The 25702-nt window shown below is 56.4% G+C and carries 19 protein-coding genes; 4 read left to right on the top strand and 15 right to left on the bottom strand.

Annotated features, from left to right (window positions below; all coding sequences use genetic code 11):
* Positions 1 to 59 precede the first annotated feature (59 nt).
* The 3 genes from pgaC to pgaA all read right to left on the bottom strand — a co-directional run bounded on the left by pgaC (position 60) and on the right by pgaA (position 5723).
* Positions 60 to 1298 carry a poly-beta-1,6-N-acetyl-D-glucosamine synthase gene (gene pgaC, locus LVJ78_RS01695; protein WP_132954289.1) on the bottom strand — a complete coding sequence of 413 codons (1239 nt, stop codon included), beginning with the start codon at positions 1296 to 1298 and terminating at the stop codon, positions 60 to 62.
* Between the two features lie 64 nt (positions 1299 to 1362).
* Positions 1363 to 3297 carry a poly-beta-1,6-N-acetyl-D-glucosamine N-deacetylase PgaB gene (pgaB, locus tag LVJ78_RS01690; RefSeq protein ID WP_132954288.1) on the bottom strand — a complete coding sequence of 645 codons (1935 nt, stop codon included), beginning with the start codon at positions 3295 to 3297 and terminating at the stop codon, positions 1363 to 1365.
* 32 nt (positions 3298 to 3329) lie between these two features.
* Entirely contained in the window at positions 3330 to 5723 is a 2394-nt protein-coding gene (gene pgaA, locus LVJ78_RS01685; RefSeq protein WP_165870928.1) for a poly-beta-1,6 N-acetyl-D-glucosamine export porin PgaA, read from the bottom strand.
* A 490-nt stretch (positions 5724 to 6213) separates the two neighbouring features.
* On the opposite strand from pgaA, the gene moaC reads away from it, so the two are divergent.
* Together moaC and LVJ78_RS01675 are read left to right on the top strand one after the other, a co-directional pair.
* Positions 6214 to 6714 (top strand): cyclic pyranopterin monophosphate synthase MoaC, encoded by a 501-nt coding sequence (gene moaC, locus LVJ78_RS01680; RefSeq protein WP_132954286.1) that lies wholly within the window; start codon positions 6214 to 6216, stop codon positions 6712 to 6714.
* A gap of 3 nt (positions 6715 to 6717) precedes the next feature.
* Positions 6718 to 7464 carry a HesA/MoeB/ThiF family protein gene (locus LVJ78_RS01675; protein WP_132954285.1) on the top strand — a complete coding sequence of 249 codons (747 nt, stop codon included), beginning with the start codon at positions 6718 to 6720 and terminating at the stop codon, positions 7462 to 7464.
* 353 nt (positions 7465 to 7817) lie between these two features.
* Here the strand turns inward: LVJ78_RS01675 and LVJ78_RS01670 are convergent, their stop codons facing one another.
* The 4 genes from LVJ78_RS01670 to LVJ78_RS01655 all read right to left on the bottom strand — a co-directional run bounded on the left by LVJ78_RS01670 (position 7818) and on the right by LVJ78_RS01655 (position 13646).
* Complete coding sequence (locus LVJ78_RS01670) at positions 7818 to 9791, bottom strand: transglutaminase TgpA family protein (protein ID WP_132954284.1); 1974 nt, start codon at positions 9789 to 9791, stop codon at positions 7818 to 7820.
* A gap of 269 nt (positions 9792 to 10060) precedes the next feature.
* Complete coding sequence (locus tag LVJ78_RS01665) at positions 10061 to 11008, bottom strand: DUF58 domain-containing protein (protein WP_132954283.1); 948 nt, start codon at positions 11006 to 11008, stop codon at positions 10061 to 10063.
* A complete protein-coding gene (locus tag LVJ78_RS01660) occupies positions 10992 to 11903 on the bottom strand; it encodes an AAA family ATPase (RefSeq protein WP_132954282.1) in 912 nt (303 codons plus the stop codon). The genes LVJ78_RS01665 and LVJ78_RS01660 overlap by 17 nt, the downstream gene beginning before the upstream one ends.
* Before the next feature lie 423 nt (positions 11904 to 12326).
* Positions 12327 to 13646 carry an MFS transporter gene (locus LVJ78_RS01655; protein WP_132954281.1) on the bottom strand — a complete coding sequence of 440 codons (1320 nt, stop codon included), beginning with the start codon at positions 13644 to 13646 and terminating at the stop codon, positions 12327 to 12329.
* 408 nt (positions 13647 to 14054) lie between these two features.
* On the opposite strand from LVJ78_RS01655, the gene LVJ78_RS12450 reads away from it, so the two are divergent.
* Positions 14055 to 14189, top strand: coding sequence for a hypothetical protein (locus LVJ78_RS12450; RefSeq protein ID WP_279387855.1), 135 nt, complete (start codon positions 14055 to 14057; stop codon positions 14187 to 14189).
* On the opposite strand, the gene LVJ78_RS01650 is transcribed toward LVJ78_RS12450, so the two are convergent.
* The gene (locus tag LVJ78_RS01650) at positions 14168 to 15010 is read right to left on the bottom strand and encodes a LysR family transcriptional regulator (RefSeq protein WP_132954280.1); all 843 of its coding nucleotides are present in this window, start codon (positions 15008 to 15010) and stop codon (positions 14168 to 14170) included. The two genes, LVJ78_RS12450 and LVJ78_RS01650, sit on opposite strands and share 22 nt — an antisense overlap.
* Positions 15011 to 15379: 369 nt before the next feature.
* On the opposite strand from LVJ78_RS01650, the gene LVJ78_RS01645 reads away from it, so the two are divergent.
* Positions 15380 to 15994: a LysE family translocator gene (locus tag LVJ78_RS01645; RefSeq protein WP_132954279.1), complete on the top strand. Its 615-nt coding sequence runs from the start codon at positions 15380 to 15382 to the stop codon at positions 15992 to 15994.
* Positions 15995 to 16343: 349 nt separating this feature from the next.
* Here the strand turns inward: LVJ78_RS01645 and LVJ78_RS01640 are convergent, their stop codons facing one another.
* The 7 genes from LVJ78_RS01640 to carA all read right to left on the bottom strand — a co-directional run bounded on the left by LVJ78_RS01640 (position 16344) and on the right by carA (position 25402).
* Complete coding sequence (locus LVJ78_RS01640) at positions 16344 to 16643, bottom strand: DUF6968 family protein (RefSeq protein ID WP_243650364.1); 300 nt, start codon at positions 16641 to 16643, stop codon at positions 16344 to 16346.
* Positions 16644 to 16893: 250 nt separating this feature from the next.
* Positions 16894 to 20106 carry a carbamoyl-phosphate synthase large subunit gene (carB, locus tag LVJ78_RS01635; protein ID WP_132954278.1) on the bottom strand — a complete coding sequence of 1071 codons (3213 nt, stop codon included), beginning with the start codon at positions 20104 to 20106 and terminating at the stop codon, positions 16894 to 16896.
* A gap of 176 nt (positions 20107 to 20282) precedes the next feature.
* Positions 20283 to 20780, bottom strand: a complete 498-nt coding sequence (locus LVJ78_RS01630; RefSeq protein ID WP_132954277.1) for an REP-associated tyrosine transposase — start codon at positions 20778 to 20780, stop codon at positions 20283 to 20285.
* Between the two features lie 288 nt (positions 20781 to 21068).
* Complete coding sequence (locus tag LVJ78_RS01625) at positions 21069 to 22541, bottom strand: alpha/beta hydrolase (protein WP_165870927.1); 1473 nt, start codon at positions 22539 to 22541, stop codon at positions 21069 to 21071.
* A 49-nt stretch (positions 22542 to 22590) separates the two neighbouring features.
* Complete coding sequence (locus tag LVJ78_RS01620; RefSeq protein WP_132954275.1) at positions 22591 to 23433, bottom strand: PhzF family phenazine biosynthesis protein; 843 nt, start codon at positions 23431 to 23433, stop codon at positions 22591 to 22593.
* Positions 23434 to 23459: 26 nt separating this feature from the next.
* Complete coding sequence (gene leuE, locus LVJ78_RS01615; RefSeq protein ID WP_132954274.1) at positions 23460 to 24113, bottom strand: leucine efflux protein LeuE; 654 nt, start codon at positions 24111 to 24113, stop codon at positions 23460 to 23462.
* 158 nt (positions 24114 to 24271) lie between these two features.
* Positions 24272 to 25402 carry a glutamine-hydrolyzing carbamoyl-phosphate synthase small subunit gene (gene carA, locus LVJ78_RS01610; protein ID WP_132954273.1) on the bottom strand — a complete coding sequence of 377 codons (1131 nt, stop codon included), beginning with the start codon at positions 25400 to 25402 and terminating at the stop codon, positions 24272 to 24274.
* Positions 25403 to 25702: the final 300 nt, after the last annotated feature.

The raw sequence follows: 25702 nt of genomic DNA, 5'->3' as shown, positions 1-25702 counted from the left end.
GGTTGGCAATACGGGTAAGACGTTGGCCGTTTGGTGTTGTGTTTGAATAAATATAGGTGTTATTGCACGCCGCGATCGGGGCTCACCCACACGGCCAGCTTGTTTTTATTGCGTAAAATCGCTTTGGGCAGGCCGTGCACCAAGGTGAGGCTGTTGATTATCCAAAACGCATATGGATACCAAATGCAGCTGATAAAGTAGCGCCACAGCCCTTTTTCGTAGCGGTTGTCGATGGCGATGCTCACGGAAAACTGAATCGCAAACATCACCAGCGTCACAATGCTACTCACTTCAAACCAATGCGGGTTAAACGTGCCGTGGCGTATGCCCTGATACAGGCCGATGCCCATAAAGGCAAACATCGAATAAGCCCACACCAGCGTGACCAGATATTCGATATAAAGCGGCCACAGGCGGAAATTGCGCAGCCGCCACACCTGGCGGAAATATTTCAAAACCACTTCTGCGCCGCCCTGCGCCCAACGCAGGCGCTGTTTATAAAGGCCGCGCAGGGTTTCGGGCATCAGCACCCAGCAAAGCGCGCGCGGCTCGTAAGCGATGTTGTGGCCGGCGGTTTGGATTTTCCAGCTCACATCAATATCGTCGGTAATCATATTGGTGCTCCAGCCGCCCACTTTTTCAATCACTTCTTTGCGCAGCCCCACAATCACGCCCGACACGGTGAAAAGTGTGCCCATAATGCTTTGCGAGCGCTTGATTAAGCCGATAATCGAGCTGAATTCGGCCACTTGCAGTTTGCCCAGCACGGTGCTGCGGTTGCGCACGCGCGGGTTGCCGGTCACGGCGCCGAGCATGGGGTTGGCTTCGAGCGTTTGCACGATGTAGTCGAGCGCGTGGTAGTCAAGCACGGCGTCGCCGTCGATGCCGACGATGTAGCGGCCGTGGGCGTGCTTGAGGCCGTTGTTCATGGCGGCGGCCTTGCCGGAATTGCTTTGCGTCAAGGCCACGATTTTGTGCTCGCGTGCCGCCCATTTTTCGATGATTTCCAGCGTGGTATCGCGGCTGCCGTCGTTGATAAACACCAATTCGTAATTCGGATAATTGAGCCTGAGCAGGTGCGGAATAGAGTCTTCGAGATTGTCTTCCTCGTTGAAACAGGGAATCAGCACGCTCACCATCGGCATCTCCACGCCATCGGCATAATCGAAGTCGGGTGCTTCGGCGCGGTTTTCGAAAAACACGAAATACAAAATGCCCGAAATCGTCCAATAAGCAGCCATCACCCCGGGATAGAGCATCACAAACACGCCCAGATATTCATACCAGCTTAAGTTCATCACCAATCTCACTTCTTTTCAGACGGCCTCAATCAAGGCAGGCCGTCTGAAAGCCTGATGCGGCTTATCTTCTCAATGAAAAATACGGGCGCAGGGCTTGCATGCTCGGGCGGTCGTTTAAAAAATCATCGGGGTAATAGCCGAAATTGCGTATGCCCTCTTGCTTGAGCAGCTGCATCCAGCCGGCCAGCTCGGCATCGGGTATCGGCTTTTCGGTGCGCCAATTGCTCGCTTGCAGCTCAAACAGGGTTTTTTCCAACGGCACGCCGCTTTGTTTCACCGTGCCGGCCAGCTCTTTGAGCCAGCGTTTGGCTTCGGCGGGGGAAATCGGCTCTTCGTGTTCCATATAAGGCATGGCCATGATGGCGGTGTAGTCGTAATGGCGGGTGAATTTGGGCAGGCTTTGGGCAAACCATTTTTCCGCCTCGGCATCGGTCAAAATGCTTGCATACACGTTGCGCGCGGTTTGCAGCTTGTCGGCACCGTTGAAGCTGTAGGCGAGCAGGGCTTGCTTGAGGCCGTCTGAATAAGCAATCAGGTCGTCGGTTTTGGCTTCGGCGGCAGCCTGCGTTTGCGTGACGGCGTGGCGCGGGTCTTCGTAATCGGTTAAGAAGCCGTCGTCGTGAAACAAAATGCCGTTGAAGCGGCTGTGAAAAGCCAAATCGCGATAGATTTCAGCCACTTTGCGCCGATTAGTGTCGTTATAAGGCGAGAGGCGCAGATAATGCTTGGGGTCGGGGCGGCCGGTTTGGTTGTGGGCCACATATTCATGCCCTTCACCCAAATCAAATGCCATCATCGGCATCCAGGCATACACTTTCACACCGGCGCGGGTGATCAGCTGCCAAGCGGTGCGGCTGAACAAATCGGCCTTCATTTTGATGTGGCGGTTGGGGAAATACACCGCTTCGGCCACGCCGTTGCCATCATCATCGGCATAAGCCTGCAAATACACGGTGGTGGCGCCATAGTTGGCGATGCGTTCTACCAGTTTGTCGAAATTGCGCTCCATCTGACGGGCATCGGTGTCGTAAACATAATCCAAATCCACATGCACCACGCGCTCCATGCCGTGGTCAAACAGGCGCGCTTCGAGATAATCCTTGATAAAGCCCAGATTGCTTTCCTGATCGATCAGCTCACGGCCGACATTGCGGGTTTGGGCGGTGTTGGCTTTGCGGTCGTTGAGGGTTAAGTCGCTATCAAAGCCTTCTTCGCGGGCAATCGCCACAGCAGTTTCGTTAAACTGTCCGTAAGGCCACACCAACACGCGCGGGCGCTTGCCGGTGTTGCGCGCAATCGAATCGGCCGAGCGGCGGAAATCGGTGCGGATGCGGTTGCGGTATTCGGCTTCGGTTTCATAGCGGCCGTTGCGGTAATTGCCCGGCATCACCGCGGCAAATTGCGAGCCAAACGGGTTGCCGATGAGGCTGCGGTGCAAATCATCGGTGTGCGAGGCGATTTCCACCAAGCCGCTTTGCTGCATTTCGCGTATTTGCGCCCAGCTCACAAAAGCGCTGCGCGGCAATTGGCGGTTGCCATAGGCGATGCTGCCGCCCGAAGGCGTGTCGAGCCAGCCGGTCACCACGGCAAACACGGCCGGATATTGGTAAGCCTTGAGCAGCGGAAACACGAGCCGGTAAAAGCTCTCGTAGCCATCGTCAAATGTGAGCAACACGGGCTTTTCAGGCAGGCGGCTGCGGCCGGCGCGGGCATCTTCCACCTGCTGCCAGCTCACCGGCGTGTAGCCGTTGGCTTTGAGCCAGTTGAAATGCGCCACCAGCTTTTGCACCGTGATGGTTTGCGGAAAATACTGGCGCTGCATCTCGCCGACAAACACCTGTTCGCCGCGCGCCAAGCCTTGCGGGCTTTCGTCTACCACATCGTGGTAGCACAAAGCGCCAAAGCGGATATCGTCGGTGCGGATATCGGCTGCACGAGCCATACCGGCCAGCAGCATGCCCACAAGCGCTACCAGGAATAATTTGCTTAATTTCATCTTTCAGACGGCCTTTTCAAATTTTGGGTTGATTACTGAAAACGCACATTCAGGCCCACATTGCCGAATAATTGGTATTCGGCGTCGCCATCGTAAATGGCTTTTTTGCGGCCGGCTTCGTAGCTGAGGTTCACGCGTTTGCCCAAGCGCCAATCGTGGCCGTATTTGAGCGTCCAGGTGTTTTCACCATTTTGCTCGGCCTGCCAATAGCGGCCGCTGCCCAAACCCAGCTGCTGGGTGAGGCTGATGCCGCCATCGAGCGGCAGGGCATAAGAAAGGCTCAAATCGCCGCTCACACTTTTGCTGTTTTTCGGGTTGTAGTAAGCGGCGGCGGGAATGTCTTTATTGCGGCTGTAATCCGCCCACAAAGCGCCGTTAAGCTTCCAGCGGTTGCGCTGCCACAAGGTTTGCGAAGCCCATAAATAAGCGCTTTGGCGCAAGTTGCCGTCGTCGAAATCCATCCAGCCCAAGCCTGCGCCTAGGCGGGTGTCGGCGTTGTGCACATAATTGGCGCCCAGCGTGTATTCATCGGCATACACATCTTGATTGAGCGCTTTGGCCGGTGTGTTGGCGCTGTTGAGCGCGGCATTGGCCGAGAGCGACCAATGCTGGTTGACGCGGTAGCCCGCGCCGGCCGAAAAATAGGCTTTGTTGTTCAGCTGCAAGCCGTGGCCGGCCTCAAGGCTTACATTAAACGGATAAAAGCTCAGTTCGCCGCCCGCGCCCACGCGGCCGAAGCGCAATTCATCGCCGTGATTGGGCACATAGCCGTTTTGCCAGCGCACATAAGCGCGGTGGCCGCCCGTGCTGCGCGGCGAATAAAGCACGCTGTTGTGCTGCCATTCGTTGCCGCTGTCTTTAGGCGAAGTGGCGCGAAAGATGCCGGCCGACACGCTCAATTGCGCCGCGCGCGCTTCGCGGTTGCGTTGGCGCAAATCATCGTAATCGGGATTGTCCGGCGGCAAGGCGGCCAATTCGGCGGCGGCGCCTTTCCAATTGCCGTTGGCCATCAGAATATTGCCGCGGTTGCTGCGCGCCCAGCTTTGACCTTCGGGCGGCAGCAACAGCATGGCTTCGTTGAACCAATATTCGGCCTCATCGTTGCGGCCGTTCCAATAAGCCAATTCACCGCGCAAAATCATCGCCCACGGGTCGCCCGGGTGCTCGGCGAGCCATCTGTCCATCAGCGCAATGGCGTTTTTCATGTTGCCGTTCCAGGCATCGAGGCGCACTTGCCAGAAATATTGGCGCTCGTAATAGGGGTTGTTGATTTGTGTGGTGTGGGTAAAATCGGGCCGCTTGCGGTTGGGGCTGAAGGTGTTGAGCTGCGCTTGGGCGCGGTCAAACTGCCCCATATCGGCCTGCGCCTGCACCAGCTTTTCCACCAGCTCCGGATCCACCCGACCGCTTTGCGCCAGCTGCTTTTGCTCTTGCGCCTGAAAAACCTTGAGCGCTTTGCGCGGGCTGCCTTCCATCACCAGCGCACGTGCGTAAGCATCTTCCACATAATTAGGCTGCACCGCGCCTTTTGCGGTGAGCTGCTGATAATCGCGCAAGGCTTGCTTGCCCTGCCCCACCGTCACCGCCGCGAGCATGCGGTCGCGCAGCGCACGTGTGTGCAAATCGCTGCCGGGCACACTTTCCTTCACCAATTCGCTCAAGCGCCGATAGGCATCAAGGCCTTCGCTGCGGTTGCCCGCTTCTTTCGAGGCGCGCAATTGTGTAACCGCTTCGGCATGATTGAGCCACAAGCGGTCGTTGCGGCCGAAAAGCTGCGGATATTGCGCCATCAGCCCCTCTTGCACGGGATAAGCCTGCAAGCCGCCCGCGGTGCGGTAAAGCTGCATCACCACTTCGTGATTGCCCGGCTGCGCACTGAGCTGCTGCTGCAACTCGCCCAAGCGCTCGGCGAGGGTTTTCGATTGCTCGTTGAGATATTGCTCGGCCGCACCGATGGCTTCATCGTTGCCAAAGCGCTGCCGGTAAGCGGCAATGCTCAATTTGGCGGCGGCATATTCGTGCGCATCCACATTGGCTAAAGCCGCGCCCAGCCAGCCGATTTTCTGCTGCGGCGCTTGTTGTTGCAGCGCCTGATAAAGCATCACAGCGCGCACAAACTGATGTTTGTCGCGCGCGGCCTTGGCCAGATTTTCCAATTCATCGGCACGGTAATCTTCCGGCACACAGCGGCTGCACACGGCCAACGCCGCTTCCGCGCGCCCCTGCCGCACCAACAGCGCAATCAGATCGGCGCGCACTTTGGCATCGCCACTTTGGGCATAGAGTTTTTGCAAAGCGGCCACCGATTCGCCCAGCGCCGCTTCGCTTTGACGGGCATGCGCCGCCCAATGCTCGCGCTCGGCCTGGATATCGTCTGCCCACGCCGGCGCGGCACCTGCCCATGCCAAAGCCAGGCATACGGCCATGCGGGAAAAATGATGTAATCTATTCATGTTTTAATAATTTAAAATACCGGCCTCAGGTTAATGCCTGCCCGGCAATAAAACAGCTTGGTTCGATTTTAAAAAGAGTATGCAGCCGGCGGGCGGCCTGCGTTTTCCGTGTGGCGTCGAGCTTTTTAAGGCTGTTTTTTTGATATTGAATGGTGTTTTATATAATTACTGCGGGTGCCATGCTACCGCTGTAATGGCATGTAATTATGACAATTACCTCAGCGGCTTCTATTGCCGACAGTCGGCAATTCATTTTTTATTATTTAAAATAATCACTGATAAAATTTAAATTTACATAACAATCAATCAGTTGAGTTTATTTTAGAGAAGATGCTGATTTTACAGCCGCTTGGATGCAGTTTTCATAGGCGTGGCGGGCAAAATCTTTTAAAATACGCAAGCTGCACATTTGCCGCTTTCAGACGGCCTTCGGCTTGTTGCCAACACATTCAGGAAAACCATTATGTCCAACCTCACCCATTTCAACGAAAACCTCGAAGCCCATATGGTCGATATCGGCGGCAAAGCGCCCAGCGTGCGCAGCGCTCGTGCCAGCGGCATCATCAATATGAGCCGACCCGCGCTCGATGCCGTAATTGAAGGCTCCGCCAAAAAAGGCGACGTGTTGGGCATTGCCCGCATCGCCGCCATTCAGGCCACCAAACAAACCGGCTTTCTGATTCCGCTGTGTCACCCGATTACGCTCACCCATGTACGGGTGGATTTTGAAGTGGATGCCGAATTGAGCCGCGTTAAAGCCAGCGTCACCGCCAGCACCGAAGGCCAAACCGGCGTGGAAATGGAAGCGCTCACCGGCGTCAACATCGCCCTGCTCACCATTTACGACATGCTCAAAGCCGTGGATAAAAGCATGGTGATCAGCCAAATTCATCTGGAAGAAAAAAGCGGCGGCAAAAGCGGCCCCTTCACCTTTACCGACCAATTCGAAAACATCGATTACTAAGCCATGGACGATCGCGACCTGCTGCGCTACAGCCGCCACCTGCTGCTGGACGAAATCGGCATCGAAGGCCAACAAAAGTTGCTCAATGCCGCCGTGTTGGTGGTCGGCTGCGGCGGCTTAGGTGCGGCGGCACTGCCCTTTTTGGCCGCAGCAGGCGTGGGGCGGCTGATCATTGCCGACGATGACACCATCGACGACACCAACCTGCAACGCCAAACCGCTTTTTGCGAAGCCGACATCGGCCAAAGCAAGGCAGAGGTTTTGCAAGGCCGTCTGAATGCCCTCAACAGCCGCACACAAATCAGCGCCCTCAACGAGCGCCTGAGCGAAGCGCACCTGCTTGAGCTGGCACAAAGCGTTGATCTTGTGCTCGACTGTTGCGACAACTTCGCCACCCGCCAAGCCGTCAACCGCGCCTGCGTGGCCGCCCGCACGCCGCTGGTTTCCGGCGCCGCCGTGCGCTTTGAGGGGCAGATTGCCGTTTACCGCCCCGACCTGCCCGACACCCCCTGCTACGCCTGCCTGTTTGACGGCGAATCTGCCAACGACGGCGCTTGTGCCGTGTTCGGCGTGTTTTCACCCTTGGTGGGCATTATCGGCACCACACAGGCGGCCGAAGCGCTCAAGCTCTTGATGGGCATAGGCGCAAACGCAAGCGGCGAGTTGCTGCTTTACGATGCGCTCGCCAACGAATGGCAGCGGCTCGCTTTCGACAAAAACCCCGCCTGCCGCGTGTGCGGCCATCGTTAAAAACAAAAAGGCCGTCTGAAAATTTTCTTTCAGACGGCCTTTTTGTTTGCCAATCAAGTTAACCAAAATATCATCTATTAAAATCAACAATTAATGCGTAGTTAGGGTCTGTTCACATTTCATCCGTGCGTAAGATTTTGAGCGCAAAAGCGCGCTTGCAAGGCGAAAAGCGCAGCAAGGTTGGACACCTTTCGAGCATTTTCAACACGGCAGGCGCGTTTTTGAGCCAAAAGATTGCCACGAGATGAATTGTGAACAGACCCTAGGCACACCGTGCTTTTTTACGGCGCAATCGTATGCATGATGCTGGGATGGTATCTACAACCGGCATGCAGAGGCCGTCTGAAAACCTTTCAGACGGCCTGCCGCGCCGAGCGCCGATAGCGCGCGGCCGCGCGGCGTACCTGGCGCAGCCAGCGCCGCTGCACCCGCGCGGCCGGCGGCTCGGCGGCATAAAGCCAATGCTCGTATTCATCCAAAAGCCGCACCAATTGTGCATCGTCGATACCGTGCTGCTGCAACAAGGCTTTGATTTCGCCTGCGCTGGCGGCGGCCAGCTGCTCGTTGTCATCGCCCAACAAGGCCGATTTCAACAGCATAAAGCCTTCATTCAACACATCGCGCCGCCGCCCGGCCGCCCACCAGCGCAGAAGCGGCAACAGCGCCAGCAGCAGCCCCACGGGCAGCACCAACAGCAGCGTTTTCCAATTGAAGCCGCCCAAGCCCAGCGCGGCAAACAGGCTGTTTTGCTTGCTTTGGTCATAATTCACCACCCATTGCTGCCAGTAATATTGGCCGGTTTCGCTCCAGCGCGACCAAGCGCCGCTGTGGCCGGCCAACAAGGCGCGCTCGCTTTCGGGCAGGGCTTCTTCCAGATTGGCGCCGGGGCGCACCGAAGCGGCGGCCGCGGTCGGATCCACGCGCAACCATGCCGCTTCACCGGCCAGCCACACTTCTGCCCACGCATGTGCATCTTTGCTGCGCAGCTGCCAAAAGCCGCCGGCCTGATGGTATTCGCCGCCGTGATAGCCGGTGACCACCCGCGCGGGCAGGCCGGCGGCGCGCATCATCACCACGAAGCTTTGCGCATAATGTTCGCAAAAGCCGCGCCGCGCTTGAAACATAAATTCATCGATGCCGTTGCTGCCCGGCATTTTCGGCGGCTGCAAAGTGTAGGCAAACGATTGGCGCCGGTAATAATGCAGCACATTGTCGATAAACTGGCGCTCGTGCGCCGATTGCTGCCACAAGCGCTCGGCCAGCAGCCGCGTTTGCAGATTGCCCTCGGGCAGGCGGGTGTAATAAGCGCGCTCGCCCTCATTCAAGCGATGCGGCAAGGTGTCGCTCAAAGCGGCGGCCAATTCGATGCGGCGCAAACCTTCGCGGCTGCGCTCGGCGCGCACCACCCGCCCCAGGCGGCCGGTCAGACCCGGCGGCACATCGGTCGGATAATCCAGCGCGGGCAGCACGCCCTGCTGATCGCGCACTATCATTTGATAATGCACGCTGCGCGGTGCGGCCGGCACTTCGGCGCTATCGATATAAGTACCGTCAAACGCCTGCCAGCGCGTGCCGTCAAACGCGCCCATAATAATGGCGCGCCAATATAAATCGCCCGGCTGCGGCATATAGCCGTCTGAAAACGTGATATTCGCCACCCATTCATTGCTCTGCACAAGATTGCTGATGCTGCCCGGCTGCATGGTGTCGGACAAACCCGTTTGCGCTGCTGCACCGCTTTGCTGCGGAATGCGCCACAAAGGCTCGCTTAAGCGTGGCACGCTCACAAACAGCAACGCCATCAAAGGCAGCGTGAGCAACAAAGCCCAAGCGCCGCGCCGCAGCGCCTGCATGGGCGGCAACCCGCCCAGCATCGCCATGCAGGCGCCCACCGCCGCGAGCGTGAGCACCAGCCAAATGCCCACCGGCAGGCTTTGGTTCAACAGCACCCCCGCACCCGCCAAGAAAAGCATCGCCAAAAGCAACACCTGCCAATCGCGCCGCGTGTTGCCCTCAAACGCTTTGAGCATCACCATCAGCAGCAAAAAAGCAATGCCGCCCTCACGCCCGAAAAGCGTGCCCAGCTGCTGCCACACCAACACCGCGGCCATCACCATCAGCAGCAGCATCGCCGCCAGCGGGATTTTGCTGATGTTCAAGCGCAACAAAGCCAGCCGCAGCAGCCACAGGCCGCCAAACAGCGCCATCACCACCAGCGGCAACGAAGCGGCCAGCGGCAGCGCCGAGCACAACAACACCAGCAGCACGGCAAATTGCGTGCGCCGCGGCGGCGTTTGGCGCAGAAAAGGCGGATTGAGGATATACATGGAAACCATCGGTTTGAAAAAACTTAAAATGCATAGCGACACGGTTTAAATCACAACCAAGCAGCAAGCTGGGGTCTGCATAGATAATACCAATCCAAAAATAACCTAACTTCGTTGCCTCGCCTTGCCGTACTATCTGTACTGCTTGCGGCTCGCCGCCTTGTCAGCTTACTTTTTTGAATGGGTATAACACGGCAAAGCAGAAAAGCACTGTGCCGGTTTAAATCGTGCCGCCATAAAAACAGGCCGTCTGAAAGCCTGCGGAATGCCTACCACAAAGCCAGCGCACTCAAGCAGCGTTCGCGCCGGCCGTTTTGCGGCGCAATCACGCGCTCGGGCAATTGCAGCGAATAAGCCAGCCCGCGCCGCTCGGCTTCGAGCACACGGTGGCAGAGCAGGCCGGCCAGGCGCTCTTTGGGCGTGTCGGGCGGATAATCGAGATAAGACAACACCGTGTTATCCACCGCCGCCGGCTCGCTCTCAAAACGCTTGTCGAGCATTTCACCGGTTTTGGCATAGCTTTTCCAAGCCACATGCTGCAACGATGCACCGGGCTGGTGCGCCTGCAAATAAGCCAAATCCTCGCCGCCACTCAAAGGCGCCCGCGTGCGGTCGGTGTCATCGGTGCCGGCGGCTCGGGCAGGCACATCATGCGATATGGGTGCGGGATACACCAGCGCATCGCTCGGCCAATGCCACACACATTGCACCATACTCAGGCCGAAAGGCGCAATGGCGGCGGTGCGCAGCGGCGGCACACGCAAATAGCCGCGCCGCCCGGCCGGCACACGCCATTCAAATGCCGCTTCGCCCCCGAAAGCCTGCGCATGCCAAGGCTGCCACAAAGCACTTTCAGACGGCCTTTGCAGATAATCGTCTTCATTGCAAAGCCACAGCCAGCGCGCACGCACATTATCCGGCATGCTCAGGCGCAAACAGGCCTCGCCGCCGGCAAACACTTCCTGCGGCAGCACCACATCAATCTGCACGCCCAAAAGCTGGCGCAGATTCATCAACACCGCCACCAAGGCAAAGCCCGCCAGCCAAAAAGCCGCCGCATAAGCCAGATTCACCTGATAATTGAGCCCCACCAGCCACAAAAGCCCCACCATCACCGCCAGCCCCGCGCCCAGCCCGGTGGGGCGGCAATGCAGATCGCGCAAAGCCGGTGTGCGTCCCGCCGCCAGCGGCGGCTGCGGCTTAGGCAACGGCCACATGCTGGAGCAAATCCGCCAAAATCTGCGCGCCGGCAGGCCCTTGCTGCACCGGCTGCAAGCGGTGATTCGCCACCGCCACCCACACCGCCTTGATGTCGTCGGGCAACACATGCCCCCTGCCCTGCATAAACGCCCACGCCTTGGCCGCATTCACCACCGCCAGCCCCGCCCGCGGGCTCAAACCCAACACAAAGCGCCCCGGCTGGCGCGTGGCCTGCACCAGCCGATACACATAATCGGCCGCCGCCGGCGCAAATTTCACCTCTGCCGCCTGCTGCTGCCATTGCTGCAACAGCGGCGCATCACACACCGCCTGCAAAGCCGGCAGCGCGCGGCGGCGGTCGCCGTGTACATAAAGCTGCTTTTCGGCCGCCGCATCCGGATAGCCCAGGCTCAAGCGCATCATAAAGCGGTCGAGCTGCGATTCGGGCAGCGCAAATGTGCCCAGCTGCTCGCTCGGATTTTGCGTAGCCACCACCACAAAAGGCGCGGGCAGCATATAAGTTTGCCCGTCCACCGACACCTGACGCTCCTCCATCGCTTCGAGCAGCGCCGATTGCAGCTTGGGCGAAGCGCGGTTGATTTCGTCGGCCAGCAAAAACGAATGAAACACCGGCCCCGGATGAAACTCAAAGCGCCCTTCATTGGGGCGGTAAACATTCACGCCGAGCAAATCGGCCGGCAACATATCGTTGGTAAACTGCACCCGCCGGTAATCAAGCCCCAGCACCGCCGCCAGCGCATGCGCCAACGTGGTTTTGCCCACGCCCGGCACATCTTCGAGCAGCACATGACCGCCGGCCAAAATGCAGGCGAGCAACTGGCGCAACACCGCCTGCTTGCCCAAAATCAGGCCGTCGAGCTGCTGCAACGCTTTTTCGATAGAAACATTCATGCTAAATCAACCCATCATTAATTGAGGCCGTCTGAAACCCAACCTAAAAAAACAACCCAACTGCGTTGCCTCACCTTGCCGTATTCGCTGTACTGTCTGCGGCTCGTCGCCTTGTTATCTTATTTTTTTAGGTTGGGTATGAAATAATTTCAGACGGCATATATTTGCATAATCTTAACACAAAGCGTTTGCCCACCGCATCACACACGCATAAAAAGGCCGTCTGAAGCCTTTCTTTCAGACGACCTGCTATCCATTCTATAGTGAAAGTGAAGCCAAAGAAAAACGGCCGCAAAAAATAAATCTCAAACCGTGCGTAGCGTGTGTGGTGCAGCCGCGCACGCGGGTCAAACGGCTTATGCGTGTATGGTTTGCCACACACAGCCCGTATCGTTTTTCATGCATTCCACGATAACTTTCATGCTAACTGCTGATGTCTTCCAGCGTGCGCCCGCGCGTTTCCTCGCCCAAAAGCACAATCACCGCCACCACCGCCAGCAACACACCGGTAAACATCATAAAGATTTTGCTGAAGCCCTCAGGCTGCGTGATCAGCGCGGCCACAGCCATCGGCGCGAGAATGCCGCCCACGCGCCCCACCGCGCCCGCCCAGCCCGAGCCGAAAGCGCGAAAGCGCACCGGATAAAGCTCGGGGGTGTAAGTATAGAGCACGCCCCAGGCGCCGAGGTTGAAAAACGACATCAAACAGCCCCACACCACCACCGCCGTCACGCTGCCGCCTTGGCCGAAAAAATAAGCGCAGATGGCGCAGGCAAACAAAAAGCCCGCCAGCGTGGCCTTGCGGCCGATTTTTTCCACCAACACCGCCGCCGCAAAATAGCCCGGCAGCTGCGCCAGAATCATCACCAACACATATTCGAAGGTTTTGATTACCGTGTAGCCCTGGTCCACCAAAAGCTTGGGCAGCCAAGTGAAAATGCCGTAATACGAAAACACAATGCCAAACCAAATCAGCCACAACATCAACGTGCGCTTGGCAAACGGCGGCTGCCAGAGTTGCCCGAAGCGCAACGGCTCTTTTGATGCCGCCTGCGCCACCAGCGCTTTTTCCGCCACCGGCAAACCCGCCTCGGCTTCAAGCCGGCTCACAATCGCATGCGCCTCGTCCACCCGGCCTTTATTAATCAGATAAGGCACCGATTCGGGAATGTATTTCCAAATGAAAAACACATAAAAAATCGGCAAGCCGCCGATTAAAAACGCGCTGTGCCAGCCATATTGCGGAATGAAAAAGTAAGACACCAGCGCCGCCGCCAGCCAGCCCAAGCCCCAAAAGCTCTCCAGCAGCACAATAAAGCGCCCGCGCACCTTGGCCGGCACATATTCGCTCACCAGCGTCACCGCCACCGGCAATTGCGCCCCCAGCCCCACGCCCACAAAAAAGCGAAACACCAACAGCCAGCCCAAATCCGGCGCCACGGCACACAAAGCCGTGGCAATGCTATACACCACCAAGCTCACCGCAAACACGGTTTTGCGGCCGATTTTATCCGCCGTGCGCCCGCCCATCACCGCGCCGATGGCCATGCCCACAAAGCCGATGCTCACCACCCAGCCCAATTCTTTCGGGCTCAAGCCCCATTCCTTGCCCAGCGTGGCCAACACAAACGACACCATGCCCGTGTCCATCGCATCAAACAGCCAGCCCAAGCCCACCAGCACCAAAAGCTTGTAGTGAAACCTGCCCACCGGCAGGCTTTGCAGCCGCGCAACAATATCCATTGATTTTCCGCCCTCTTGTTGTGTTGATATTAATATTTACCAACAAAACGGTTTATATATGATTTATCAAATAGTTGCAATCTTAAAAAAGATTCAGACGGCCTTGCTGGAAAAGGCCGTCTGAAACAATATGCCCGATATGCACCATTGCGCAACCAAAGCTGCCGCAATCAATGGCCGATGCTGCGATAAACCGCTCAAGCTATTGATTCAACATCATGATTGATGGCCGTCTGAAAACAACCACCCGTCACCTGAACACGATGTGGCTCATCCACACACGCGTTTTTTTCAGCCGGTAACAAGGCCGTCTGAAACATCAATATTTCAGCAACCGCGTAGGTTGCGCCACTTTTTTATGCATTTCACTACATATAGCCGAAACTGCCGCAACAGATAGCCGATACCGTGACAAACAACCCGTATTGCGGCGGCAACACAACACAAGGCCGTCTGAAAATTTTTCAGACGGCCTCCGCTTCCTTCTCGCAAAACAAATCTCAGGCAAAAATCCGCAGCGGCTACCCGCCCATCTGCGCCTGAATCCAAGCCAAAAAGCGCTGTTTGCGCTCATCTGCTTCAAATGGCTCGGCCGAGAGCAGATAATAAGCCGAACCGTCGGGTTTGAAGCCTTCGGGTGCGGCCAACACCCCGTTTTCAATTTCATCGACCACCATCCATTGCGAAGCCATCGCCACGCCCAGCCCGGCCACCGCGGCCTGTATCGACAGGTAAAAATGCTCGAAATACATGTCTTCCGCCATTTCCGCGCCTGCCCCGCCGTGTTGCAGCCACGCATTCCAGGCTTCGGGGCGGCTGTGGCTGTGCAGCCGTCTGAAATGCGCCAAAGCGGGAATCTGCACCGCGCCCATTTTTTCATCGCCCAAGCGCTCTGCCGCGATGCCTGCCGGCCAAGCAAAATCGTTGCGCCGAATCGCCACATCCACCGATTGCCGCCCGAAATCCACCGCGCCGCCGGCCGCCAAAATCACCACGTTGAAACCCGCATCTTGCGGAAACGCGGTGATGCGCGGAATCAGCCATTTCATCGCCAAAGTCGGCTCGCACGACACCACCAAATCACGGCTCTTGCCGCCCTGCAAACGCCCCAGCACCTCGTCCAACCCGGCAAACGCCTCGCCGCAAGCCGCTTGCAACTGCCGCCCCGCCGGCGAGAGCCGCAGCCGGCGGCCTTCTTTCAACCACAAAGCCGTGCCCAGATGCGCTTCCAGCAGCTTCAGCTGCTTGCTCACCGCCCCGTGAGTAACGTGCAAAGCCTCCGCGGCCGCCGTGAGGCTGCCGTGTTTGGCAGTAAAAAAGAAAAACTTCAGCGCCTTGAGCGGCAGCCGTTTAATCTGTTCCAAAATCTCACCTTTATATTGAAAATATATCGATTTTCAGACGGCCTATCTTAAAGCAGAATTCGGTTTTGGAACATAGATTTGATAAGCAATGATTGGTATCTGTATGCCACAGAATGCAAGCCTGTGGCTTGCTGCCCTCTCCCGCCGGAGAGGGGATTAGATTTCTGCTGCAATAACTGTTGTAGGCCGTCTGAAAAATAGCAAAATTAAAACAGATGATTAATCATAGAATATTTCAGGTGGTCTGTAATATTTCCAGCTTCTGCATCCGAGTTCCCTCTCCCGCGGGAGAGGGTTAGGGAGAGGGCAGCAAACCGCAAGGTTTGCCTTACCTCCAACAAAATCAACCCACCCCAAAGGAACCCCACCATGCAAGAGCTTTTCGCCGTTGCCGCCATCACCCTGCTTGCCGTTGTCAGCCCCGGCGGCGATTTCGCCATGGTCACGCGCAACAGCTATCTTTACGGCCGCCGCGCCGGCATTTTCACCGCCATCGGCATCGCCGCCGCGGTGTGGATACACGTGGGCTACACGCTTTTGGGCGTGAGCATTCTGCTGCTGCAATCGCCCAACCTTTTCCACGCGGTGAAGCTCTTGGGTGCGGCTTATTTGGTGTATATCGGCTACACCACTTTCCGCCACCGCCCCGTATCGGCCGCGATGCAGGCCGGCGGACAGGCCATCGGCGATTGGGCGGCCTTTAAAAACGGCTTGGCCACCAATGCGCTCAACCCGAAAACCACGCTGTTTGTGCTCAGCACCTTCACCCAAATCGTCAGCCCCGCCACGCCTTTGGGCATTCAAATCGGCTACGGTGCGTTTATGTCCGCCGCGCATTTGCTGTGGTTTGCCTTTGTGGCCGTGGTGCTCTCCAGCCCCGCCGTGCGCAACCGTTTGCTGCAAAAACAGCAGGTGGTCAACCGCGTTATCGGCATATTGCTGATGGGTTTGGGGGTGATGCTGATGGTTGCGGCAGCGGGTTGATTGGTATTGAAAAAACCTGTTTGAAAGGTTTTCAGACAGGCTTTTTCTGTGTCAATCACATTGAGATAAATCATCAAATAGGCCGTCTGAAACCCATTCAAACAGTAAGCTTACAAGGCGGCGCGCCTGCGACAATACAGATAGTATGGCAAGGCGAGTCAACGCAGTAAGGTGATTTTTTTGGGATAGGCATGATACCAATTCAAAAAATAATATTAAAAAATACAATCAGTTAAACAGCACCATCCGCGTAGGTCTGCCTGTTTATATATTACTTTTGATGTTTGGCATGAAACCTCTTTCAGCTGAAATCCAAAGCCAAGAGGGCTTTGGCAAACCGATTTAAGGCTTATTCAGATACCAAACCCAAGTTTTTACCACCACCCCACAATAGCGATAAATCAGCGCCGCTGATGGCGCTATCAACCACAGGCCAAATCAATTGCAATGCCTGAATGCTGTCAACAGCAGCAATGTGAAAATTCAAATCCTTTCCGGCGCCAACAATCCGATAAGGACAATGCCATTCATTCAGATCATATTGCACCGGCTTGCCGATGAATATTTGCACTTCTTCTCCCGGTTTGTCTGCAACTTCGTATATCCTGTGGGCAATTGCCGTTTCCATCGTAAGCTTTTCCAGCATCATCCATCCTTTTCATTTGTTATACCAATTCTAAAAAATAACCTTACAAAATAAAAGCAGTTCGATAGCACCAACCGCGTAGGTCGGATTCTTGAATCCGACGTTTGGCCATCGGCCAAAGCAATGTGCGTGTCTTGTTCTGCGAACAAGTGTCGGATTCGAGAATCCGACCTACAGGCTATGGCACAATAGCAACAGGCCGTCTGAAACCCTTTTCAGACGGCCTGCTGCTTCACTTCAAAAGTTTAAAACATCATTTCTTCAAACGCCCGTGCAATTCCTGCACACTATACACGCCCATATTGTTCAGGCTTTTGGCGCCTTCGCTCAGGGCTTCGCCGCCGGCGATGGTGGTGTATTGCGGCACGCGCTGGGTGAGCGAGGTGCGGCGGATGCTGTGGCTGTCTTTCACGCCTTGCGCGTCGCTGCTCACGGTGTTGATCACCACGGCGATTTCGCCGTTTTTAATCGCATCGACAATGTGCGGGCGGCCTTCTGTTACCTTGTTGACCACTTCCACATTTTCCACGCCGTGCGCTTTCAGGTAGCCTGCGGTGCCGCGGGTGGCGATTAAATCGTAGCCCAGCGCTTGGAAGTTTTTCGCGGTTTTGACGGTGAGCGGTTTGTCTTCATCGCGCACGGCGATAAACACTTTGCCGCTTTCGGGCAGGCGCTCGCCTGCGCCCAATTGCGCTTTCAGGTAGGCTTCGGAGAAGGTAGCGCCCACGCCCATCACTTCGCCGGTGGAGCGCATCTCGGGGCCGAGAATGGTGTCGACACCGGGGAATTTGATAAACGGGAACACCGCTTCTTTCACCGCATAAAAATCAGGAATCACTTCTTTTTCAACGCCTTGCGCCTGCAAGCTGATGCCCGCCATGGCGCGCGCGCCCACTTTGGCCAGCGGCACGCTGGTGGCTTTGGACACAAAAGGCACGGTGCGGCTGGCGCGCGGGTTGACCTCGAGCACATACACCACGCCGTCTTGCACGGCAAATTGCACGTTCATCAAGCCCACCACGCCCAAGGCTTCAGCCATGGCGCGGGTTTGGCGGCGGATTTCGTCTTGCACTTCTTCGCTAAGCGAATAAGGCGGCAACGAGCAGCCCGAATCGCCCGAGTGGATGCCGGCTTGTTCAACGTGCTGCATAATGCCGCCAATCACCACTTGTTGGCCGTCTGAAACGCAATCCACGTCCACTTCGATGGCGTTGTTCAAGAAAAAGTCGAGCAACACAGGGCTGTCGTTCGACACCTGCACCGCTTCGCGCATATAGGTTTTCAAATCATCGGCCGAGTGCACCACCTGCATGGCGCGGCCGCCGAGCACATAAGAGGGGCGCACCACCAGCGGATAGCCGATTTCTTCGGCCAACACCAGCGCTTCTTCTTCGGCGCGGGCGGTGCGGTTGGGCGGCTGGCGCAAGCCCAAATCGTTGAGCACTTTTTGGAAGCGCTCGCGGTCTTCGGCGGCGTCGATGCTGTCGGCAGAGGTGCCGATAATGTTCACGCCGTTTTCCACCAGCGCGTTGGCCAATTTAAGCGGGGTTTGGCCGCCGTAATGCACAATCACGCCCCACGGGTTTTCGGTGCGCACGATTTCGAGCACGTCTTCCAGCGTGAGCGGCTCGAAATAGAGGCGGTCGGAAGTGTCGAAATCGGTGGACACGGTTTCGGGGTTGCAATTGACCATAATGGTTTCAAAGCCCGATTCGCGCAGCGCCAAAGCGGCGTGCACGCAGCAATAGTCAAACTCGATGCCCTGGCCGATGCGGTTGGGGCCGCCGCCTAAAATCATCACTTTTTTGTTTTCAGACGGCCTCGCTTCGCATTCTTCTTCATAAGTGGAATAAAGATAAGCGGTGTCGGATTGGAACTCGGCCGCGCAGGTGTCGACACGTTTATACACCGGATGCAAGTTCAAACCATAGCGGTGTGCGCGCACTTCGGTTTCGCTGATATTGAGCAATTGCGCCAAGCGCTGGTCGGCAAAGCCTTTGCGTTTCAAGCGGCGCAAGGTGTCATAATCCAAATCGCTTAACAGGCCGTCTGAAACTTTTTGCTCTTCTTGCACAATGTCTTCGATTTGCGCCAAAAACCACGGGTCGATGGCGCAGATTTCGTGGATTTCTTCTGCGCTGAAACCGGCGCGGAACGCATCGGCCACATATAAAATGCGGTCGGGGCCGGGGTTGGCCAATTCGCTGCGAATCAGCGATTTATCGGCGCTTTTCGGGTTAAAGCCGCACAAGCCTGTTTCCAGGCCGCGCAAGGCTTTCTGCATTGATTCTTGAATGGTGCGCCCCATCGCCATCACCTCGCCCACCGATTTCATCTGCGTGGTGAGGCGGTCGTCGGCGGCGGGGAATTTTTCAAACGCAAAACGCGGGATTTTGGTGACCACATAATCAATACTCGGCTCAAACGAAGCCGGCGTGCGCCCGCCGGTGATGTCGTTTTGCAATTCATTGAGCGTGTAGCCCACCGCCAGCTTGGCCGCCACTTTGGCAATCGGAAAACCGGTGGCTTTGGAGGCCAGCGCGGAAGAACGGCTCACGCGCGGGTTCATCTCAATCACAATCATCTCGCCGTTGGCCGGATTCACCGCAAACTGCACATTCGAGCCGCCGGTGTCGACACCGATTTCACGCAACACCGCCAAGCTGGCATTGCGCATGATTTGGTATTCTTTGTCGGTGAGCGTTTGCGCGGGGGCAACCGTAATCGAGTCGCCCGTGTGTACGCCCATCGGGTCGAAGTTTTCAATCGAGCAGATGATGATGCAGTTGTCGTTGCGGTCGCGCACCACTTCCATTTCATATTCTTTCCAGCCCAACACCGATTGCTCAATCAGCAACTCATGCGTGGGCGACGCATCGAAACCGCGCTCGCAAATGGCCAGAAATTCGTCTTTATTATAAGCAATGCCGCCGCCGGAGCCGCCCATGGTAAACGAGGGGCGAATCAGCGTGGGAAAGCCCACTTCGGCCTGCGCCGCCAGCGATTCTTCCATGGTGTGGCACACAAACGATTGCGGCGTGTGCAGGCCGATTTTCGCCATCGCCTCTTTAAAGCGGCCGCGGTCTTCGGCTTTATCAATCGCATCTTCCGTGGCGCCAATCAGCTCCACATCGTATTTCGCCAACACGCCGTGTTTGGCCAAATCCAGCGCGCAATTGAGCGCCGTTTGCCCGCCCATGGTGGGCAAAATGGCATCGGGGCGCTCTTTGGCGATAATCTTTTCCACCGTTTGCCACATAATCGGCTCGATATAGGTGACATCGGCCATATCGGGGTCGGTCATAATCGTGGCCGGATTGGAATTGACGAGGATGACTTTATAGCCCTCTTCGCGCAAAGCCTTACAGGCCTGCGCGCCGGAATAGTCGAATTCACAGGCTTGGCCGATAACAATAGGGCCGGCGCCGATGATGAGGATGGATTTTAGGTCGGTACGTTTGGGCATTTTTTTCTCTCGCTTCGGGTTATTTCAATTTTATCGGTTTCAGGCTACCTGAAAAATATTGTTGTTCAGCCGTAGGTCGGATACTCGTATCCGACACTTGTTTGCAAGAACAAGCTTTCCTACCATTGCCGCTAATCTTTGGCCTAGCGGCCAAATGTCGGATTCAAGAATCCGACCTACTCATCATAATCAGCCGTAAAATCCTGTTGGCCGCCGCCCCAATTGTGCGAATAAATACCTTGCTTCACACAACGATGAAAGGTGGAATACGGCCAATCGGCGGCCTGCTGCACATAACCATGCTTCACGGGATTAAAATGCACATAATCATAATGGCGGGCAAAATCTTTTTCATCACGAATATAATGCTCCCAAAAACGCGGTTGCCAAAGCTTGGGATATTCATTTTTCAAAATATATTGGCTATGCCGCTTAATCTGTCGCCAGCGCTCGGAAAAATCCACATCATTTTCCGGCAATTGCCAAATGGTATGCAAATGGTCCGGCAGCAGCACCCATGCCGAAATTTCAAACGGATAGCGCTTCCGCACGGTTTCAATCGCTTGGCGCACCGCCACGCGCACTTCGGGTTGGATTAATATCGGCTCACGCCGATACGACACCACGGTGAAAAAGTAGGTGCCGCCAGCTTGGTAATAGCGCCGATAATCCATGTCATTTCCCTCATACAGAGTAGGTCGGATAGTCGTATCCGACACTTGTTCGCCAGAACAAGTTGCCACCATTGCTACCAAATCTTTGGCCTTGCGGCCAAATGTCGGATTCGAGAATCCGACCTACACGTTGGCCGATACCGGTCATTTTCCGCGCAGTATCCGACACTTGTTCGCCAGAACAAGTAGCAACCGTAGGTCGGATACTTGTATCCGACACTTGTTCGCAGAACAAGCTTTCCTACCATTGCCGCTAATCTTTGGCCTAGCGGCCAAACTACCTCTGCTTCAATCATCCGCCCGACAAACCTGCGTTTCAACAAACCCCGCAGGATCAAGCAAATAATCCGAAACTTGTTTATCCACACACTCGCTTAAGCCGTTTAGCACCAATGTATGGCCGGTGCCTTCGCGGGTGAGCAGGTGGCCGCTAAAGGCGGCGGCCATGGCCTGTGCGTTGCGGTAGGGCGTGGTGCCGTCGTGGGTTTGCGCCACAAAAAGCAGCTTGGGCAGGCTCGGGTCGGGCTTGGGCGTGTGCACAATATCGGTGCCTGCATGCGGCCAATAAGAGCAGGGTTCCAGCAATTCTTCGTCGCTTTTGGCTCGGTAGTTGTCAAAGCGCGAAGCATCATCGATTTGGCGCAGGCGCTGCAATTCCTGCTCGCGCGGCAGTTGCAGGGCGGCATCGGCGCAGCTGATCACGGTGAGCGCATCTTGTTCGTGCTCGCCCATCGGGCTTTGGTATTTCAGGCGGTTGTAGCTGCCGGTGCGGCCTTTTTGCAAATCGCGCAGGGTTTGGGCCAAATCCGGCCAGCCTTCCTGCCACAATATTTCGGTGCTCATCAGCCCGATTAAGGCATCGCTGTCGATGGCTTCGCCTTGTTTGTCGGTGAGCGGATGCGCATTCAGCTTGGCCAATAAAGTGTGCATGCGCTGGTTGGCGGCTTCAGGCTCGGCGGCCAGCGGGCAATCTGGGCGGCTGTGTGCGCACCAAGCGGCAAATTGTTCAAACGTATGCTGATAGCCTTGCTCTTGGGTTAAGCGCTGCGTGGTGTAGTCTTCGGCCAAATCCACCACGCCGTCGAGCACGGCGCTGCGCACATGGGCGGGATAGCGTTGGGCATAAAGCGCGGCCACTTTGGTGCCGTAGGAATAGCTCACCAAATTCAGGCGCTCGTTGCCCAGCGCGCGGCGGATGGATTCCACATCTTCCACCGCATCACGGGCGCTCATGTATTTGAGTGTGTCCGCGCCCATATGCCGGATGCAGCTGTCGACAAACATTTTGCTTTCATACACTTGCCCGCTCTCTTCCGGTGCGGGGCAGGCAATGGTGGGCAGCGAGGGCGCCACGCCGCGCGGGGAATAGCCGATAATATCGTATTCACTCAATAATTGCTGCGTGGCCGCGCTTTTACTCGCCAGCGGGTTAATCCCCGCCTGCCCCGGCCCGCCGGCAATAAACAACAATGCGCCGTGGCTGTTTTTAGCCCGCTGGCGGGTAAGCGCCAGCTTCACTTCGCGCTGATGTGCGGCCTCTTGCGGCTGGTAAGACAAAGGCACTGCCAACACCGCACACTCCAAGCCGCGCGCCGCCGGCGCCTCTTTGCTGAACCAGCCTTTAAACGCCGGCGCACGGCAGCTTTGCCATGCCACAGCGGCAACGCTCGGCGCTGCATGGGCGCTCGGCAACGCGCCTGCCGACAACAAAGCCAGCAAACAGGCTGCAGCCGCTTTTTTCTTTTGATGACGGATTATCAAACTTTGTTTCTTTTCTTTTTCAGACGGCCTCAAGCCTGCTTTCAACCATTCAGGGCAAACGGAACACACCCTCGCCCACCGCCACCACCTGCCCGCCGACAAAAATATGCTGCTCTGCATCCACGCGCAAATACAGGCGGTTGGGGCGGCCCATTTCATCGCCTTGGTAAATATGGCGCACCAACGGCACACAGCCTTGGGCGGCATAATAAGCGCCGAGATTGGCGGCGGCCGAACCGGTGCCACTGTCTTCAATCAACGCCCCGTTTACTTCGGCAAACAGGCGCACGAATGCTTTTTCACCTTGCTCGCACCATAAATAAACCACCGTGCAATGGCCATCGGCTTGGCAAATTTCACGCAAAGCGCGCAAATCGGGGCGCGCATGTTGCAAAGCCGCTAAATCATACACTTGCAGCAATAATTGCGCCGAGCCGCTGTTTACCCAAAATGCTTGTGCAGCCATCTTATCCGCATCAATACCTGTCGCTGCTGCCAATGGCGCAGCGCCGGTGGCACTGGCTTCACAGGTATAGCCGCTGATGTGCAATGTTATGCTGCCATTTACACCATGCAACTTGACCGGTTTGGCGCGGGTATTCAGCACAAAATTTTCAGGTAGCCCGCGCTGTTGTTGCAACACAAACGCCGCGCCCAGCGTGGGATGGCCGGCCAGCGGCAATTCGCCACCGGGCGTGAAAATGCGCAAATCTGCCGCCGCGCCCGCGCTGCCGCCAAAGGCAAACACGGTTTCGCTCAAATTAAACTGGCGCGCAATTTGCAGCATATCACCATCGCTCAAACCCGCCGCATCGGGGAACACCGCCAGCGGGTTGCCGCCGAAATGGCTTTCGGCAAACACATTCACCAATTGAAACGGATATTCGCGCATCGCTTTCTTTTCCTTTTCAGACGGCCTCACAAAGTGGCCGTCCACATTTTCACCGCAAAGCCGATAAAGGCCGCGCCCACGATGCCCATGCCGGCGGCGGCGGTTTTTTGATGCCGTCTGAACACCTGCGTGAGGTGGAAGCCGGCAAACACCAGCACGCTCAGGTAAATAAAGCTGATGATTTGCAAAATCAGCGCCAGCGCCAAAAAGGTCAGCCCCGGGTGGGCATAGGCCGGGTCGACAAACTGCACGAAAAACGACAGCAAAAACAATATCGCCTTAGGGTTGGTGAGGCTCAGCAGCAAAGCGCGTTTGAACACATGCGCAGGTGCCGTGTTATGCACGCTCGGTGCGGCGCTTTCAGACGGCCTTAAATGCGCCTGCCATTTTTTCACCGCGCCGCGCAACAGATTCCAACCGATATAGGCCAAATATAAGCCGCCGACCAGCTTCACCGCGTGAAACAATTCCGGCACCGCTTTGAGCAACGCGCCCGCGCCCAGCGCCGTGGCCAGCATCAACACATTGTCGCCCAGCAAAATGCCCGCCACCGAGCGGTAAGCCGTCCGCACGCCGTGTTGCCCCGCCATTGCCAGGCAATACATCGAATTGGGGCCGGGCAGCAGAATCACGGCAATGGTGCCGATAATATAAGTGGGTAAATCGGTGATGCCGAACATGATGGTGCGTTTCTTTTCAGACGGCCTTTAAGCGTATTTTAAAATCAGATTCTCGAATCCGACACTTGTTCGCAGAACAAGATTTTCCCATCTCCCGCCATTCTTTTCGGCCTTGCGGCCAAATGCCGGATTCAAGAATCCAACCTACGGCGCTGCTTTCAGACGGCCTTGGCCGCTTTCATGCTGTCGATAAACTTGTCGAACAAATATGCCACATCGTTCGGGCCGGGGCTGGCTTCGGGGTGGCCCTGGAATGAAAATGCCGCCTGATCTGCTAGCTCGATGCCTTGCAGCGAGCCGTCAAACAACGATTTGTGCGTGATGCGCACATTCTGCGGCAGGCTGGCCGCATCCACTTCAAAACCGTGGTTTTGGCTGGTGATCATCACTTTTTCACTATCCAAATCCTGCACCGGATGGTTGGCGCCGTGGTGGCCGAACGGCATTTTGCGGGTTTGCCCGCCCACCGCCAAGCCCAATAATTGGTGGCCTAAGCAAATGCCGAACAGCGGCTTTTTCGTCGCCAAAATCTCTTGCACCGCCGCAATGGCGTAATCGCACGGCTCGGGGTCGCCCGGGCCGTTGGATAAAAACACGCCGTCGGGGTTCATTGCCAACACGTCTTTAGCCGGTGTTTGCGCCGGCACCACGGTGAGGCGGCAGCCGCGCTCGGCCAGCATGCGCAAGATATTGGTTTTCACGCCGAAATCATAAGCCACCACATGAAATTGCTTGACCGGATTGCCAAAGCCTTCGCCGAGCTTCCATTCGCCTTCGTTCCATTCATAAGCCTTATCGCAGCTCACTTCTTTGGCCAAATCCTTGCCCACCATGCTGCCGAATTCGGCAATCAGCGCCTGCGCTTTTTCTTCGGTGGCGTCTGCGCCGGTGAGAATCGCACCCGCTTGCGCGCCTTTGTCGCGCAAGATGCGGGTGAGGCGGCGGGTGTCGATGTCGGCAATGGCCACGGTTTGGTGGCGCACCAAATATTCTTGCAGGCTTTCGCCGGCGCGGAAATTGCTGTGCAAAAGCGGCAGGTCGCGGATAATCAGGCCGGCGGCAAACACGCCGCGGCTCTCTTCATCTTCGCCGTTGGTGCCGGTGTTGCCGATGTGCGGATAAGTGAGGGTAACGATTTGCTTGGCATAAGAGGGGTCGGTGAGAATTTCCTGATAGCCGGTCATCGAAGTGTTGAACACCACCTCGCCCGAAGTGGTGCCGTGGTGGCCGACCGAAGTGCCGTGAAACACGCTGCCGTCTGCCAATACAAGAATGGCGCTCGTTGTCATGATGATTTCCTGTGCCTGATGTTTGTCGATATAGTGGAATGCATAAAAAAGTGACACAACGAGTAGGTTGGGTTGAAAACCCAACAAGCCCACAGGTCGTCTGAAACGTTGGGTTTATCAACCCAACCTACTCCGTGATAGTGCGTGGTTTTGTATCACTTTTTCTTGCATTTCACTATAGTATGCCTAGGATGCCCTAGAACAGGCCGTCTGAAAATATTTGCGCAAGCAGGCTTCAGACGGCCTCAAAATATTTGGCTAAAAAAAAACACGCGCCGCCATTTCGAAAATGGGGTGACG

It is taken from the genome of Uruburuella suis (genome assembly GCF_022870845.1).
GTDB lineage: Bacteria > Pseudomonadota > Gammaproteobacteria > Burkholderiales > Neisseriaceae > Neisseria > Neisseria suis.
This window is presented reverse-complemented; position numbering and strand designations above follow the sequence as displayed.

Bases quoted from the DNA above. Each gene is read 5' to 3' on its own strand.
- pgaC (WP_132954289.1), bottom strand. From the start codon at position 1,298: ATGAACTTAAGCTGGTATGAATATCTGGGCGTGTTTGTGATGCTCTAT.
- pgaB (WP_132954288.1), bottom strand. From the start codon at position 3,297: ATGAAATTAAGCAAATTATTCCTGGTAGCGCTTGTGGGCATGCTGCTG.
- pgaA (WP_165870928.1), bottom strand. From the start codon at position 5,723: ATGGCCGTATGCCTGGCTTTGGCATGGGCAGGTGCCGCGCCGGCGTGG.
- moaC (WP_132954286.1), top strand. From the start codon at position 6,214: ATGTCCAACCTCACCCATTTCAACGAAAACCTCGAAGCCCATATGGTC.
- LVJ78_RS01675 (WP_132954285.1), top strand. From the start codon at position 6,718: ATGGACGATCGCGACCTGCTGCGCTACAGCCGCCACCTGCTGCTGGAC.
- LVJ78_RS01670 (WP_132954284.1), bottom strand. From the start codon at position 9,791: ATGTATATCCTCAATCCGCCTTTTCTGCGCCAAACGCCGCCGCGGCGC.
- LVJ78_RS01665 (WP_132954283.1), bottom strand. From the start codon at position 11,008: ATGTGGCCGTTGCCTAAGCCGCAGCCGCCGCTGGCGGCGGGACGCACA.
- LVJ78_RS01660 (WP_132954282.1), bottom strand. From the start codon at position 11,903: ATGAATGTTTCTATCGAAAAAGCGTTGCAGCAGCTCGACGGCCTGATT.
- LVJ78_RS01655 (WP_132954281.1), bottom strand. From the start codon at position 13,646: ATGGATATTGTTGCGCGGCTGCAAAGCCTGCCGGTGGGCAGGTTTCAC.
- LVJ78_RS01645 (WP_132954279.1), top strand. From the start codon at position 15,380: ATGCAAGAGCTTTTCGCCGTTGCCGCCATCACCCTGCTTGCCGTTGTC.
- LVJ78_RS01640 (WP_243650364.1), bottom strand. From the start codon at position 16,643: ATGATGCTGGAAAAGCTTACGATGGAAACGGCAATTGCCCACAGGATA.
- carB (WP_132954278.1), bottom strand. From the start codon at position 20,106: ATGCCCAAACGTACCGACCTAAAATCCATCCTCATCATCGGCGCCGGC.
- LVJ78_RS01630 (WP_132954277.1), bottom strand. From the start codon at position 20,780: ATGGATTATCGGCGCTATTACCAAGCTGGCGGCACCTACTTTTTCACC.
- LVJ78_RS01620 (WP_132954275.1), bottom strand. From the start codon at position 23,433: ATGCGCGAATATCCGTTTCAATTGGTGAATGTGTTTGCCGAAAGCCAT.
- leuE (WP_132954274.1), bottom strand. From the start codon at position 24,113: ATGTTCGGCATCACCGATTTACCCACTTATATTATCGGCACCATTGCC.
- carA (WP_132954273.1), bottom strand. From the start codon at position 25,402: ATGACAACGAGCGCCATTCTTGTATTGGCAGACGGCAGCGTGTTTCAC.